Raw genomic sequence first — 13,579 nt, 5'->3', positions numbered from 1 at the left:
CTTTTTTTTATTTGCCATGACAGGTTTCGTGGATGCAGGTCTACAGCCAAAAAAGCTTTCTGATTGTCGATGACTTTTCTGATTTTCGCAGCTCGGCCCGTTCGATGCTGCGCGAGCTGGGTGTCCGTGATGTCGACACCGCCGACAGTGGCGAGCAGGCCCTGCGCATGTGCGCGCAGAAGCGCTACGACTTCGTCCTCCAGGATTTTCACCTGGGCGATGGCAAGAAGAACGGCCAGCAAGTGCTCGAAGACCTGATCCTCGACAAACTGATCAGCCATGAGTGTGTCTTCCTCATGGTCACTGCCGAAAGCAGCCAGGCCATTGTCCTCAGTGCCCTGGAGCACGAACCCGACGCCTACCTGACCAAGCCGTTCAACCGCATCGGCCTGGCACAGCGCCTGGAAAAGCTGGTGCAGCGCAAGACCTTGCTCAAGCCGATTCTCCAGGCCCTGGACCGCAGCCGCCCGGCTGAAGTGCTGGCAGCCTGCGCCGAGCTGTGCAAGAAAGACCCACGTTTCGCCCCCTTGTGCCTGCGCTACCGCGCCGATGCCCTGCGCGACCTCAACCGTTTCGATGAGCTGGAGAAATTCCTCACCACCATCATCGCCAGTCGCGCCACGCCTTGGGCCTACGCCGCCCTCGGCGGCTTGTTGTTCAAGCGCAACCAACTGGCCCAGGCCCAGGGCGTTTACGAACAAGCGCTCAAGGCCTTCCCGATGATGCCCGGGCTTTACGACGGCCTCGCCGAAGTACTGGTGGCCCTGGGTGAAGGCAAGCGTGCCCAGGGCGTGCTGGAAGAGGCCGTGCGCCTCTCGCCGCTGGCCGTGCGGCGGCAGATGATGCTGGGCAAGCTGGCCCTGAGCAACGACGACTACGACACCTCGTCCAAAGCCTATCGGCATGCGGTCAACCAGGGCCAGAGCTCGCGCTACAAAGACCCGGAGAGCAACCTGGGGCTGGTGCAGGCCTTGATGAACAAGAACGCTGGCAACGGCCTGGATGCGCGAACCCGGGTCGAGATCAACACCGTGCTCAGCGAAGTGGCCAAAGAGAACGTCGAGGACCAGGGCCTGCAGGTACGTGCGCGGTTGATGAAAGCCGCCAGCCTGCAGCAGGCCGGCGATGCTGAAACCGCCGCCAAACTGACCGAGCAGGCCATGGCCCGGCTGGAGAAAATGGACCAGTTCTTCTCGGTGGAAGCGGCGCTGGTGGTCGCCACGCAATTGCAGAAGCTCGGGCAGGAATCCGCAGGTACCTCGATCCTGAAAAGCTGTGTGGAAACCTACGGTGACGACCCCAAGGTGATGCAGAGCGTGGCACAACTGACCGATGATCCGAACGTGCTGGGGGCGGTGACCGAAGCGGTCGACCTCAACCGCCAGGGCGTGCGCAGCTACCAGGCCGGCCAGCTCAGCGAAGCCTTGGCGCAATTCCGTCGGGCCCTGACGCTGCAACCGAAAAACATCAGTATCGCCCTCAACACCGCTCAGGCGCTGCTGCGCATCGGTGGCGAGACCCCTCCCGCAGCGATCATGGACGAATGCCGCGCCTGCCTGGGCAGTGTCACCGGCATCCCGAAAAGCGACAACCGCTACGATCGCTACCGCAAACTGCACCTCCGGGCTTTTGGCGCATGAACCAGGACAACCAGGGGCTGGATTTCTCCACGGTGATCGCCTCCACCGTACACGATATGAAAAACTCCCTGGCGGCCCTGACCCAGGCCCACAGCCAGTGGCTGGCGCGCCTGCCCGAAGCCCTGCGCAGCGGCAGTGAGCAGGGGGTGATGGAGCATGAGTTCAGCCACCTCAACGGCATGCTGGTGCAGTTGCTGGGGCTGTACAAACTGGGCGTCAACCAGTTGCCCATGTGCCCCGATTACCATGAGCTCGATGACTTTCTCGAAGCGCAACTGGCAGCCCAGCAGAACCTGCTGCAACACCGCGATATCCTCGCCAGTTGCCGAATCGAAACCGCCAGCCCGTTGGGCTTTTTCGATCGTGAACTGGTGGGCTCGGTGGTAGCCAACATCATCAACAACGCCATTCGCTATGCCGGGCATACCTTGCTGATCAGCGTCTGCGACGAAGGTGAACAACTGGTGCTGAGCATCAACGATGACGGCCCGGGCTTCCCGGCGCGCATGCTCGAGCGTCAGCAGGTGTACGTGCAGGGTATCGATGGCCAGAGCGGCAGCACTGGCCTTGGCTTGTACTTCGCGGCGCGAATTGCCGGCCTGCACGAGCGCAACGGCGTGAAGGGGCGGATCGAAATCGCCAATGGCGGTGTTCTGGGCGGGGGGCTGTTCAGGCTCTACCTGCCGTGACGCTTACCGGGCAGGTGCTTGAACTGAGGTGACGAGCGTCGTCGCAGGCTTTAACCGCCTGTGCGACACTCCGTCATTTGCGCCACAGGATTGCTCCGATGAACCCGGCTAAACCCGCCCTGATCCGCGAAACCTTCCCCGTCGGCCCGTTGCAGTGCAACTGCACCATCATCGGTGACCCGATCAGCAAAAAGGCCATCGTCGTCGACCCGGGCGGCAACCCCGAGCAGATCCTTGCCCGTCTCGATGCCCATGGCTTGAAGGTGGTGAGCATCATCCATACCCACGCGCATCTGGACCATTTCCTCGCTTCCGGGCAGTTGAAGGAAAAGACCGGCGCCACCTTGCACCTGCACAAGGATGACCAGTTCCTCTGGGACAATCTGGAAATGCAGTGCCAGATGTTCGGCGTGCCCTACACGCCGGTACCGGCGCCGGACCGCTGGCTGGCCGACGATGAAGAACTGGCCTGCGGCTGCGGGGTGGCCTTGCACACCCCTGGGCATACGCCGGGTTCGATGAGTTTCTGGTTCGCTGACGCCAAGCTGCTGATTGCAGGCGATACGCTTTTTCGTCGTGGGATTGGTCGCACAGATTTGTGGGGTGGCGATCAGGCGACTATCGTTCGATCCATCAAGCAGCGCCTGTACAGCCTGGATGAAGAGGCCACGGTGGTGACCGGGCATGGACCGGATACGCGCCTGGGCGATGAAATGCGCCAGAACCCGTTTGTGCGGGCCTGAGCGATCAGGGAATTTTTTTGCTTTGCTGCAATCCAAGGCTGGCATAGATCCGAATCAGATCCGCTGCACTTTCGAATTACAGTAGGAGCTTGTCCATGTTCACCATGCGTCGTTTGATTATCGTCGCTACCGCTGCCGCGCTGATGTCCGGTTGTGCCAGCCCCAACCCGTATGACAGCCAGGGTCAGGCGCAGCAGGGTTCCACAGGGATGAGTAAAACCGCCAAGTACGGCGGCCTGGGCGCGCTGGCCGGGGCCATTGCCGGCGCCGCCATCGACCATAACAACCGTGGCAAGGGTGCGCTGATCGGCGCTGCCGCGGTGGGCGCCGCCGCCGCAGGTTACGGCTACTACGCCGACAAACAGGAAGCCGCCTTGCGTGCAAGCATGGCCAACACCGGTGTCGAGGTTCAGCGCCAGGGCGATCAGATCAAACTGATCATGCCGGGCAACATCACCTTCGCCACCGACTCGGCCAACATCGCCCCAAGCTTCTACTCGCCGCTGAACAACCTGGCCAACTCGTTCAAGCAGTTCAACCAGAACACCATTGAAGTGGTCGGCTACACCGACAGCACCGGCAGCCGCCAGCACAACATGGACCTGTCCCAGCGTCGTGCGCAATCGGTGGTTACCTACCTGACGTCCCAAGGTGTCGATGGCAGCCGTGTCAGCGCCCGTGGCCTGGGCCCGGACCAGCCGATCGCCAGCAACGCCGACGCCAATGGTCGTGCACAGAACCGTCGGGTAGAGGTCAATCTCAAGCCGATTCCCGGGCAGCAGTATCAGTAAGTTGCAGATGTGAAAAAGGGGAGCCTGGCTCCTCTTTTTTGTGCCTGAGCAGACGCAATCGCGGGGCAAGCCCGCTCCCACAGTCCCTAGGCTTTAAGTATCCTGCAACAGCTCTGGACTGGTGCCTGGATCGTCCTAGGACCTATCCTACGAATTCTGTCGCCCTGCAGATGATTGCTCCGGGGGAAGTACGCCACTAGGCTCACCAGGTCGCTGAAACATCAGCGATCGGGTTTGGCGACTCGGAGTGAACAAAAGATCTCACCATAGTTTTTATGGTGGCTGTGCGCGGGAGGGCTTTGGCCCTGCCGGGTTTTCCTTTTGTCTCGGTTCGCCAACCCGCGTACAGCTGCCACCCATTCGTTTGGCGACGATTCGGTGGCCGCTCCATTTCAAAAGGAGCTTCATCATGAAAAAAATCGTTCCAGACCCACCTGAATTCCACCTTCTTGAAACCACAGAAACTCCATTCGGTCTCTGCGATGTCGGTCATCCCCCATTATTTGCGGTGCGTGGCGGGGTCAATGTCGAAGATGCTTTGGTGCATGCGGCGCTGTATTTGAAGTGCGCGAGCCTGACGGCCCCATTGGCGGTCGAATACAGCCGTGAGCCAGGGCGCGGGTTTATCCAGTCGTCCTTGCACTCGATAGAGATGGCCAAGGGGCTGATTGATTCGTTGCTCGATGGGCTTGAGAGCCGGGGGACGGGCAGTGCTACTCAACTGACACCGCAGTGATGCCATCGCCGGCAAGGCCGGCTCCCACAAGACCTGTGGGAGCTGTTCTTGCCAGCGATGAGGCCGGCAGAGCTATTGAGCTTCAGTGTTGGGTGGTGATCTTCAGCATATCGGTAAAGACCATGTCGACGGTCTGACCAACCTTGAGGTTCTTCATCCGTTCCTGCAGCTCAGGATCTTCAACCTTGACCACCTTCTGCGGGCCTTCAGGCGGCAGCAGGGTGACTTCGTGCGCTTTCAAGTCGATTTTGGTGATCTTCGACGTGACCTTGACCTGACGGAACGCCTCGCCACCCGGATTCGGATTGTCCTTGGTGGCGCGGATTACTCCGGCCTCCTTGCTGACACCCGGCGCACCGTCCTCCGCCGTATCCAACACCGTCGCCACCGAGCGGTTGACCTTGATGTTAACCGAGTCACCAACCTTGAGGTTGTGCAGGTCCTTGGCGTTCTCGCTCAACTGAATCGGCACCTGAGCGTCATTAGGGTCAGCAACGGTCACTAGACGCTTATCAACATCAACGGCCAGGACCTTGGTATCGACAATGCTTTCACTAGCAACAGCGTTGATCAGAATATCTTCGGCTTGCGCTGAGAAACTGGCTGCAGTCATAAGCGAAGCAAGGACGATGGCCTGGGTCAGGGGGCGCAGTTTCATAGGCTTACATTCCGTGTGATGGCTGATGAAGCAAAGAGCATAGATGCTCTTGGCCAACTCAGGCGGGGTTGTTTTGTCGCAGTCGTTCCAGCAAAACATCCTTGTCGTGCCACAGCTGATTGATCCACTGCTGAAAGGCCAGGCGATAAGCCTCATCCTGGTCGTAGTTCTTGCCCAGGAACTCAGCCGGGATTGCCAGCTCTTCCAGGTGCACGACGATGTGCTTCACCCGCCCACACAACAAGTCCCAGAAGCCCGGCGCACCGTTCGGATAATGAAGGGTGACGTTGACGATCGACTGCAGTTGCTCGCCCATGGCATCCAGCACAAAGGCAATGCCGCCGGCCTTGGGCTTGAGCAGGTGTTTGAACGGTGACTGTTGCTGACGATGCTTGGCCTCGGTGAAGCGCGTACCTTCGGCAAAGTTGAAGATCGCCGTGGGCTTGCCGCGAAACTTGGCGCAGGTGCGGCGAGTGGTCTCCAGGTCTTTGCCGGCCTTTTCCGGGTGCTTGGCCAGGTACGCCTTGGAGTAGCGCTTCATGAACGGGAAGCCCAGCGCCCACCAGGCCAGGCCGATCACCGGCACCCAGATCAGCACCTGTTTGAGGAAGAACTTCAGCGGGCGGATACGCCGATTGAGCACGTATTGCAGCACCAGGATATCGACCCAGCTCTGGTGGTTGCTGGTCACCAGGTAGCTGTGCTGGTAGTCCAGCCCTTCCAGGCCTTCGACTTGCCAGTGGGCCTTGCCCAGCAGATTGATCCAGGCATTGTTGTTGCTGATCCAGGCTTCGTGGATCTGGCGCATCAGTTCATCGGTGACCCGCTGCGCCGCCGCGAACGGCAGGCACAGCTTGAACAGGCTGACAATGAACAACGGGGTGCAGCAGACGATGGTGTTGAGCCCCAGCAGCAGCGAGGCGATAACCCCGCGCAGCGGCGCGGGTAGCAATCCGAGCATGTTCAGCTTTCCAGTGAGCGGTTGGCCTGAATGGCAGTCAGGGCAATGGTGTAGACGATGTCATCGACCTGGGCGCCGCGAGGCAGGTCGTTGACCGGCTTGCGCAGGCCTTGCAGCATCGGCCCAAGGCTTACGCAATCGGCGCTGCGTTGTACCGCCTTGTGGGTGGTGTTGCCGGTGTTCAGGTCAGGGAACACGAATACCGTGGCGCGGCCGGCCACCTGGCTGTTGGGCGCCAGTTGCCGGGCGATGTCCAGGTTGGCCGCCGCGTCGTACTGCAATGGGCCGTCGATCAGCAGGCCGCGCTGGGACTCCTGGGCCAGCAGGGTGGCTTCGCGGACCTTCTCGACCTCTTCGCCGCTGGCCGAGTCACCACTGGAGTAGCTGATCATCGCAACCCGCGGGGCAATGCCGAAGGCTTCGGCGGAGTCGGCGCTCTGCAGGGCGATTTCCGCCAATTCATTGGCCGTCGGATGCGGATTCATCACGCAATCGCCGTACACCAGCACCTCTTCGGGGAACAGCATGAAGAACACCGAAGACACCAAACTGCAGCCCGGCGCGGTCTTGATCAGTTGCAGGGCCGGGCGGATGGTGTTGGCAGTGGAGTGCACCAGGCCCGAGACCAGGCCGTCGACTTCGTCCAGGGCCAGCATCATGGTGCCGATCACCACCGGGTCTTCCAGTTGCTGTTCGGCCATCGGCGCGTTGAGGCTCTTGCTCTTGCGCAGGCTGACCATCGCTTCGACGTAGCGCTCGCGGATCAGGTCCGGGTCAAGAATTTCCAGGCCCTCTGGCAATGTGATGCCTTGGGCGCGGGCTACGGCCTGGACGTCGTCAGGCTTGGCCAGCAACACGCAGCGGGCAATGCCACGGGCCTGGCAGATGGCGGCAGCCTGCACGGTCATCGGTTCTGCGCCTTCGGGCAGGACGATGCGTTTATTGGCCTGCTGGGCGCGCTGGATCAACTGGTAGCGGAACACCGCCGGCGACAGGCGCAACTCACGCGGAGTACCGCAGCGCTGGTGCAGCCAGTCGGCATCCAGGTGGCTGGCAACGAAATCGGTGATGATCTCCGCGCGTTCGCGGTCGTCTACCGGGATTTCCTTGTTCAGGCCGTTGAGCTGGTTGGCCGTGTCGTAAGAGCCGGTGCTCACCGAGAGGATCGGCAAACCGGCAAGCAGGGCGCCCTGGCACAACTCAAGGATGCGCGGGTCGGGCTTGCTGTCGCTGGTCAGCAGCAGGCCGGCCAGCGGCACGCCGTTGATCGCCGCCAGGCTCACGGCGAGGATGATGTCGTCGCGGTCGCCCGGGGTCACCACCAGCGTGCCCGGCTTGAGCAGCGGCACGGTGTTGGCCACGGTGCGGGCGCAGATGATGATCTTGTTCATCCGCCGGCTTTCATAGTCGCCGGCGTTGAGCACCTGGGCGCCGAGCAGATCGGCCACGTCGCGAGTGCGCGGGTCGTTCAGGCCCGCCTGGAACGGAATGCAACCGAGCAGGCGGAAGTCACCGCCGCGCAGCAGCGGCGAATGCTCGACCAGGCGGGCGGCGAAGGCACTCATGTCTTCGTCGGTGCGCACCTTGTTGAGGATCACCCCGAGCACTTTCGGATCGCGCGGGCCGCCGAACAACTGGGCCTGCAACTCGACCCGCCCGGACAGCTCGGTGAGCACTTCGTTTTCCGGCGCCGATACCAGGATCACCTCGGCATCCAGGCTCTTGGCCAGGTGCAGGTTGACTCGTGCGGCGTAGCTGGCGTGGCGGGTTGGGACCATGCCTTCGACCACCACCACGTCCTTGCCGATGCAGGCCTGCTGATAGAGGGTGATGATTTCTTCGAGCAGTTCATCGAGCTGGCCATCGCCAAGCATGCGTTCGACATGCGCAAGGCTCAGCGGTTGTGGCGGCTTCAGGCCGTGGGTGCGGGCGACCAGTTCGGTGGAGCGCTCCGGGCCGGTGTCGCCTGGGTGCGGCTGGGCGATCGGCTTGAAGAAGCCGACCTTGAGCCCGGCGCGCTCCAGGGTGCGCACCAGGCCAAGGCTGATGGAAGTCAGGCCGACGCCAAAGTCAGTCGGCGCGATAAAAAATGTCTGCATGCGAGCTTCTCGAAATGAGCTGTGCAAAAGAAACAATTGCCAAGGGTATCGCTATCGACCCCTTGAGTGCACCCGCGGTAACCATCGGGCAATCCGTTTGTCCGGGTTGCGTTCGCTTTCAGGCGATGCCTTGGTTACACTTGTTCGTTCTACATTCTTATGCAAAAGGTCTCGCCCCATGCTGATCGCCGCCAAAAAGGCTGTCTCCATCGACTATACCCTGACCAACGACGCTGGTGAGGTCATCGACAGCTCCGCCGGCGGCGCTCCGCTGGTTTACCTGCATGGCGCAGGCAATATCATCTCGGGCCTGGAAAAAGCCCTGGAAGGCAAAACCACCGGTGACGAGCTGGAAGTCGCCGTTGAGCCGGAAGACGCCTACGGCGAATACCTGGCTGAACTGGTCAGCACCCTGAACCGCAGCATGTTCGAAGGTGTCGACGAGCTGGAAGTGGGCATGCAGTTCCACGCTTCGGCGCCGGATGGCCAGATGCAGATCGTCACCATCCGTGACCTGGACGGCGACGACGTCACTGTCGACGGCAACCACCCGCTGGCCGGTCAGCGCCTGAACTTCAAGGTTAAGGTCATCGATATTCGTGACGCTAGCGAAGAAGAAGTAGCCCATGGCCATGTCCATGGCGAAGGTGGCCATCAGCACTGATTTTCTGCGCTAAGCTCAGAGAGTTGCGAAGGCGCCCGGGCAAGTCCGTCGCACTCCAGCAGGGGAAGACGGCTTGGCAGGGCGCCTTTTTAGTGGGCTGGTTTTACGCTTGCAGCCCGCAGTGGCAACCGGGATCTGGAAAAGGGAGTACGTCATGAGTGCATTTCACGACCTGAAGTTGCAGGCATTGGATGGCCAGGATTTGCCTCTGTCGCCATTCAAGGGCCAGGTGGTGCTGGTGGTCAATGTCGCCTCCAAGTGTGGCCTGACCCCGCAGTATGCGGCGCTGGAAAACCTCTATCAGCAGTACAAGGGCCAAGGCTTCAGTGTGCTGGGCCTGCCGTGTAATCAGTTTGCCGGGCAGGAGCCGGGCACTGAGCAAGAGATCCAGCAGTTTTGCAGCCTCAACTACGGGGTGAGTTTTCCCCTGAGCAGCAAGCTGGAAGTCAACGGCCATGACCGTCATCAGCTGTACCGGCTGCTGGCAGGTGAGGGTGCCGAGTTCCCTGGCGATATCACGTGGAACTTCGAGAAGTTTCTGGTCGGTAAAGACGGCCGGGTGCTGGCGCGCTTCTCGCCACGTACCGCTCCGGATGATCCGACGGTGGTGCAGGCGATCGAGAAGGCGCTGGCCTGATCGGCCCCATCGCGGGGCAAGCCCGCTCCTACACGGTCTGTGGGAGCGGGCTTGCCCCGCGATGCTGTTCAATCACTCAAATCAATAGTACTGGGCCACCCGAACGGCTCACCCTATCCTCAGGCGCATTCCCCTTTTCCCAGGAGCGCCGCATGTCCGCCACTGCACTGTTCACGCCTTTCCAATTGGGTACCCTCGAACTGCCCAGCCGTGTGGTCATGGCGCCGATGACCCGGACCTTCTGCCCAGGTGGCGTGCCCCATGCGCAAGTGGTCGAGTATTACCGCCGCCGCGCTGCCGCAGGGGTGGGGCTGATCATCAGTGAAGGCACCACTGTCGGTCACCAAGCCGCTAACGGTTACCCGAATGTACCGCGCTTTCATGGCGAAGATGCCCTGGCCGGCTGGAAGCAGGTGGTCGACGCCGTGCATGCGGAGGGTGGACGCATCGTTCCGCAGCTCTGGCACGTGGGCAGTGTGCGCCGCCTGGGCACCGAGCCGGATGCCAGCGTGCCGGGCTATGGCCCGAGCGAAAGGCTAAAGGATGGCCAGGTCGTGGTGCACGGCATGACCCAGGCTGATATTCATGAAGTGATCGAGGCGTTTGCCCAGGCCGCTCGCGACGCCCAGGCCATTGGCATGGATGGTGTCGAGATCCACGGCGCTCACGGTTACCTGATCGATCAGTTCTTCTGGGAGGCGAGCAACCAGCGCAGCGACGAGTACGGTGGCGACCTGGCCGGCCGTTCGCGCTTTGCCATCGAATTGGTCCAGGCCGTTCGCGCGGCGGTCGGCCCGGACTTTCCGATCATTTTCCGTTTCTCCCAGTGGAAGCAGCAGGACTACAACGCGCGCCTGGTTCAAAGCCCTGAAGCTCTCGGTGCGTTCCTGCAGCCGCTGGTTGAAGCCGGTGTGGATATCTTCCACTGCTCGACCCGACGCTTCTGGGAGCCCGAGTTCCCGGGCTCGGACCTCAACCTGGCCGGCTGGACCCGCCAACTCACTGGCAAGCCGACCATCACCGTCGGCAGTGTCGGCCTGGATGGCGAGTTCCTGCAGTTTATGGTGGCGACCGACAAGGTGGCCCAGCCTGCGAGCCTTGAGAATCTGCTCCAACGCCTGAACAACGACGAGTTCGATCTGGTGGCCGTCGGCCGGGCGTTGCTGGTGGACCCGGAGTGGGCCGCCAAGGTGCGCGATGGCCGTGAACAGGACATCCTGCCGTTCAGCCGTGAGGCGTTGACGACCCTGGTTTGATCGCAAGTGTTGCCGGGCGGGGCAGCACAACGCTGCCCTGACCCTGGCGGCAGGCTGCCTGCAGATGGGTTTCGAATTGCTCGACTATGGCCGGCCAACCTTGGCGGCTGGCGTGCTGACGGGCGTTCAGACGCACCCGACGCAAGGTTTCCGGCCCTTCCAGCAACCAGCTGGCGGCATCGATAAACGCTGCTGTATCCCCCGGCATCGCCAGCGCGCCGCTGTGCCCATGGCGGATATGCTGGGCGGCGGCGGCCTGGTCATAGGCGACCACACCCAGGCCTGAGGCAAGGGCTTCGAGCACCACATTGCCGAAGGTTTCGGTCAGGCTGGGGAACAAAAAGATATCCCCAGAGGCATAGTGTTCGGCCAGGCGCTCGCCGCGCTGGGCGCCGCAGAACACTGCACCCGGCAGGCACTGCTCAAGCACGCTGCGCTGCGGCCCGTCACCGACCACGATCAACTGGATGCGCCGCTGGGGGTATTGCCGCTGCAGAGCTTCCAGGCAGGGGGCCAGCAAGCCGAGGTTCTTCTCGGCGGCCAGACGCCCGACATGCAGCAAGGCGATATCGTCGGCGCCCAGGCCCCATTGCTCGCGCAGCGCCTGGCTGCGCCTGGCCGGGGTGAACAGCTGGCTGTCGACGCCGCGTGCCATCAGGTTGAGGTTATCGAAGCCGCGGCGTTCCAGCTCCAGGCGCTGGCTTGCACTGGGTACCAGGGTGGTATGGGTGCAGCGATGGAACCAGCGTAGGTAATGAGTCAGCAGGCGCGCCAGCAGGCCAAGGCCATATTCGCTGGAGTACTGCTGGAAGTTGGTATGAAAGCCACTGACCACGACAATCCCCAGGCGCTGCGCGGCACGCAGGGCGCTCAGGCCCAGCGGGCCTTCGGTGGCGATGTACAGCACATCCGGGCGTTGCCGGCGCCAGCGGCGAATCAACTTGTGCATGGATACCTGGCCCCACTGCAAGCCCGGGTAGCCCGGCAGTGGCCAGCCGCGGCACAGCAGCAGGTTATCATCGCAGGCAGTGGGCAGTTCGTCGCCTTGCCGGGGGCGCACCAGCTCGACCCGATGGCCGCGCAAACGCAGGCCATCGCTGAGGCGGCCAAGGGTATTGGCCACGCCGTTGATCTCCGGTGGGAAGGTTTCGCTGATCAGGGTGACGTGCAAGGACTGTGTGCTCATGACGCCAGTGTCGACCGCCCGGATTGCCGCTCTGTGACCGGTAAATGACAGATCGGTGACGCCTGATTACCGGCGTTTTTAGTCGCCAAAATTTTCCTGGCAAGCGACTCAAGATTGTCTGGCAATCAGCCGATGCAGAAGCATTCGAATGACTGAATTCGCTCCGGGAGAGCGTCATGTTCAACAGCAAACTCAAGCAAGAAATCCTCCGGCTGCGTGAAGAACTGCAATCCGTGGAACAAGTAAAGTGCAGCCTCGACAGTGAGATGCTGGTACTGCAGCTCGACCCGCAGGGGCGAATCGAATCAGTCAACAACAACTTTGAACGAGAGATGCTCTACAGCAGCCATCAGTTGATTGGCCGCAACATCGAAGAAATCGTTCCGGCGCACGTCAAGCAGCTCGACTTTTACCAGCGCATGAAGCATGCCATCGCCCGTGGTGAGCACCTCAATGGTGCCTTCCGCCTGCTGCGCGGCAACGGTGAGGAGGCCTGGCTGCGCTCGATCCTGCAGCCAGTCAAAAACAATGAAGGACGGATCAAGTACTTCTCGCTGCACTCCAGCGACCTGACCCGTACCATCGAAACCTCCCGCGAGCATGAAAGCCTGATCAAGGCGCTGATGCGTTCCACGGCCGTGATCGAGTTCAACCTCAAAGGCGAAGTGCTGGCCGCCAACGATCGCTTCCTGCAGACCATGGGCTACAAGCTCGATCAGGTCGTGGGCAAGCATCACCGGCTGTTCTGTGAGCCAGAAGAATACAACTCGGTGGCCTACCAGGGCTTCTGGGACAAGTTGCGCCGCGGTGAGTTCGTCGCCGAGCGCTTCAAGCGCATCGATGCCCATGGCCGCGTCGTCTGGCTGGAAGCTTCGTACAACCCGATCATCGATGCCCACGACGTGCTCTACAAAGTGGTCAAGTTCGCCACGGTGATCACCGATCAGGTCAACCAAGAAGAGGCCGTGGCCCAGGCCGCAGACATCGCTTACAACACCTCGCTGGAAACCGATGCCTGCGCGCGCAAGGCCAGTGAAGTGGTGACCCAGACCGTGGATGTCATGCGCGGCCTGGAAACCTTCATGCAGGAAGCTGCTGAAGGCATCGAGGCGCTGGACAAGCAGTCGCAGGTAATCGGCTCGATCATCAAGACCATCAGCGACATCGCCGGGCAGACCAACCTGCTGGCCCTCAACGCCGCCATCGAGGCAGCACGGGCCGGGGAGCAGGGGCGGGGCTTTGCCGTGGTTGCCGACGAGGTCCGGCAACTGGCCTCGCGTACCAGCACCGCTACCGAGGAAATCGCCCGGGTGGTGCAGCAGAACGAACAACTGGCCAAGGCTGCGGTGGACATCATCGACAGCAGCAAGCGCCAGGCCGAACAGGGCCTGTCACTGGCCGGGCAGACCGGCACGGTGATCGTCGAGATTCAGGACGGCGCACAGAAGGTGGTCAACGCGGTCGGGCAGTTCTCCAACCAGCTGTCGACCTGATGGTCGGGCCGCGTAGCCGGGCGGCT

Annotated in this window: 13 protein-coding genes and 2 pseudogenes; 10 read left to right on the top strand and 5 right to left on the bottom strand. The window is 61.7% G+C overall.

The features are described from left to right. Positions 1-32 precede the first annotated feature (32 nt). The 5 genes from M5G17_RS11915 (at position 33) to M5G17_RS11895 (ending at position 4,599) form a co-directional block, all read left to right on the top strand. A complete protein-coding gene (locus tag M5G17_RS11915; protein WP_273893115.1) occupies positions 33-1,640 on the top strand; it encodes a tetratricopeptide repeat-containing response regulator in 1,608 nt (535 codons plus the stop codon). Continuing rightward, positions 1,637-2,329: a sensor histidine kinase gene (locus tag M5G17_RS11910; RefSeq protein ID WP_273893114.1), complete on the top strand. Its 693-nt coding sequence runs from the start codon at positions 1,637-1,639 to the stop codon at positions 2,327-2,329. Before M5G17_RS11915 ends, M5G17_RS11910 begins: the two co-directional genes overlap by 4 nt. Positions 2,330-2,427: 98 nt before the next feature. Next, positions 2,428-3,072: an MBL fold metallo-hydrolase gene (locus tag M5G17_RS11905; RefSeq protein ID WP_273893113.1), complete on the top strand. Its 645-nt coding sequence runs from the start codon at positions 2,428-2,430 to the stop codon at positions 3,070-3,072. Positions 3,073-3,167: 95 nt separating this feature from the next. Continuing rightward, positions 3,168-3,863 (top strand): YiaD family glycine zipper/OmpA-like lipoprotein, encoded by a 696-nt coding sequence (locus tag M5G17_RS11900; RefSeq protein ID WP_273893112.1) that lies wholly within the window; start codon positions 3,168-3,170, stop codon positions 3,861-3,863. A gap of 409 nt (positions 3,864-4,272) precedes the next feature. Next, a complete protein-coding gene (locus M5G17_RS11895; protein WP_273893111.1) occupies positions 4,273-4,599 on the top strand; it encodes a DUF3077 domain-containing protein in 327 nt (108 codons plus the stop codon). A gap of 82 nt (positions 4,600-4,681) precedes the next feature. On the opposite strand, the gene M5G17_RS11890 is transcribed toward M5G17_RS11895, so the two are convergent. The 4 genes and pseudogenes from M5G17_RS11890 to M5G17_RS11875 all read right to left on the bottom strand — a co-directional run. Continuing rightward, positions 4,682-5,257: a hypothetical protein gene (locus M5G17_RS11890; protein ID WP_273893110.1), complete on the bottom strand. Its 576-nt coding sequence runs from the start codon at positions 5,255-5,257 to the stop codon at positions 4,682-4,684. Between the two features lie 58 nt (positions 5,258-5,315). Beyond that, entirely contained in the window at positions 5,316-6,218 is a 903-nt protein-coding gene (locus tag M5G17_RS11885) for an acyltransferase (RefSeq protein ID WP_273893109.1), read from the bottom strand. Positions 6,219-6,220: 2 nt separating this feature from the next. Further along, entirely contained in the window at positions 6,221-8,317 is a 2,097-nt protein-coding gene (gene pta / locus M5G17_RS11880; protein WP_273893108.1) for a phosphate acetyltransferase, read from the bottom strand. Between the two features lie 93 nt (positions 8,318-8,410). Next, positions 8,411-8,527, bottom strand: a pseudogene (locus M5G17_RS11875) (DUF3565 domain-containing protein); the annotation flags it as partial. On the opposite strand from M5G17_RS11875, the gene M5G17_RS11870 reads away from it, so the two are divergent. From M5G17_RS11870 to M5G17_RS11860, 3 genes are all read left to right on the top strand, one after another. Next, positions 8,496-8,981 (top strand): FKBP-type peptidyl-prolyl cis-trans isomerase, encoded by a 486-nt coding sequence (locus M5G17_RS11870; protein WP_273893107.1) that lies wholly within the window; start codon positions 8,496-8,498, stop codon positions 8,979-8,981. The pseudogene M5G17_RS11875 and the gene M5G17_RS11870 sit on opposite strands and share 32 nt — an antisense overlap. Positions 8,982-9,135: 154 nt before the next feature. Beyond that, positions 9,136-9,618, top strand: a complete 483-nt coding sequence (locus M5G17_RS11865; RefSeq protein ID WP_273893106.1) for a glutathione peroxidase — start codon at positions 9,136-9,138, stop codon at positions 9,616-9,618. Between the two features lie 152 nt (positions 9,619-9,770). Next, positions 9,771-10,874 (top strand): NADH:flavin oxidoreductase, encoded by a 1,104-nt coding sequence (locus tag M5G17_RS11860; RefSeq protein ID WP_273893105.1) that lies wholly within the window; start codon positions 9,771-9,773, stop codon positions 10,872-10,874. Here M5G17_RS11860 and M5G17_RS11855 read toward each other — a convergent pair. After that, positions 10,843-12,060 carry a glycosyltransferase family 4 protein gene (locus M5G17_RS11855; protein ID WP_273893104.1) on the bottom strand — a complete coding sequence of 406 codons (1,218 nt, stop codon included), beginning with the start codon at positions 12,058-12,060 and terminating at the stop codon, positions 10,843-10,845. The genes M5G17_RS11860 and M5G17_RS11855 overlap by 32 nt on opposite strands. Before the next feature lie 176 nt (positions 12,061-12,236). Between M5G17_RS11855 and M5G17_RS27645 the strand changes: the two are divergent. Then, positions 12,237-13,013, top strand: a pseudogene (locus tag M5G17_RS27645) (PAS domain-containing protein); the annotation flags it as partial. 108 nt (positions 13,014-13,121) lie between these two features. Next, a complete protein-coding gene (locus tag M5G17_RS27640) occupies positions 13,122-13,553 on the top strand; it encodes a methyl-accepting chemotaxis protein (RefSeq protein ID WP_420793611.1) in 432 nt (143 codons plus the stop codon). Positions 13,554-13,579: the final 26 nt, after the last annotated feature.

Source organism: Pseudomonas rubra (assembly GCF_028656935.1).
In the GTDB taxonomy this organism is placed as follows: Bacteria; Pseudomonadota; Gammaproteobacteria; order Pseudomonadales; family Pseudomonadaceae; genus Aquipseudomonas; species Aquipseudomonas rubra.
Note: the sequence above shows the minus strand (reverse complement) of the source record. Positions and strands in the feature narration are given on the sequence as shown.

What these genes read in the sequence shown, in the direction of transcription:
- M5G17_RS11915 (WP_273893115.1), top strand. Translation starts at nt 33, where the DNA reads ATGCAGGTCTACAGCCAAAAAAGCTTTCTGATTGTCGATGACTTTTCT.
- M5G17_RS11910 (WP_273893114.1), top strand. Translation starts at nt 1,637, where the DNA reads ATGAACCAGGACAACCAGGGGCTGGATTTCTCCACGGTGATCGCCTCC.
- M5G17_RS11905 (WP_273893113.1), top strand. Translation starts at nt 2,428, where the DNA reads ATGAACCCGGCTAAACCCGCCCTGATCCGCGAAACCTTCCCCGTCGGC.
- M5G17_RS11900 (WP_273893112.1), top strand. Translation starts at nt 3,168, where the DNA reads ATGTTCACCATGCGTCGTTTGATTATCGTCGCTACCGCTGCCGCGCTG.
- M5G17_RS11895 (WP_273893111.1), top strand. Translation starts at nt 4,273, where the DNA reads ATGAAAAAAATCGTTCCAGACCCACCTGAATTCCACCTTCTTGAAACC.
- M5G17_RS11890 (WP_273893110.1), bottom strand. Translation starts at nt 5,257, where the DNA reads ATGAAACTGCGCCCCCTGACCCAGGCCATCGTCCTTGCTTCGCTTATG.
- M5G17_RS11885 (WP_273893109.1), bottom strand. Translation starts at nt 6,218, where the DNA reads ATGCTCGGATTGCTACCCGCGCCGCTGCGCGGGGTTATCGCCTCGCTG.
- pta (WP_273893108.1), bottom strand. Translation starts at nt 8,317, where the DNA reads ATGCAGACATTTTTTATCGCGCCGACTGACTTTGGCGTCGGCCTGACT.
- M5G17_RS11870 (WP_273893107.1), top strand. Translation starts at nt 8,496, where the DNA reads ATGCTGATCGCCGCCAAAAAGGCTGTCTCCATCGACTATACCCTGACC.
- M5G17_RS11865 (WP_273893106.1), top strand. Translation starts at nt 9,136, where the DNA reads ATGAGTGCATTTCACGACCTGAAGTTGCAGGCATTGGATGGCCAGGAT.
- M5G17_RS11860 (WP_273893105.1), top strand. Translation starts at nt 9,771, where the DNA reads ATGTCCGCCACTGCACTGTTCACGCCTTTCCAATTGGGTACCCTCGAA.
- M5G17_RS11855 (WP_273893104.1), bottom strand. Translation starts at nt 12,060, where the DNA reads ATGAGCACACAGTCCTTGCACGTCACCCTGATCAGCGAAACCTTCCCA.
- M5G17_RS27640 (WP_420793611.1), top strand. Translation starts at nt 13,122, where the DNA reads ATGCGCGGCCTGGAAACCTTCATGCAGGAAGCTGCTGAAGGCATCGAG.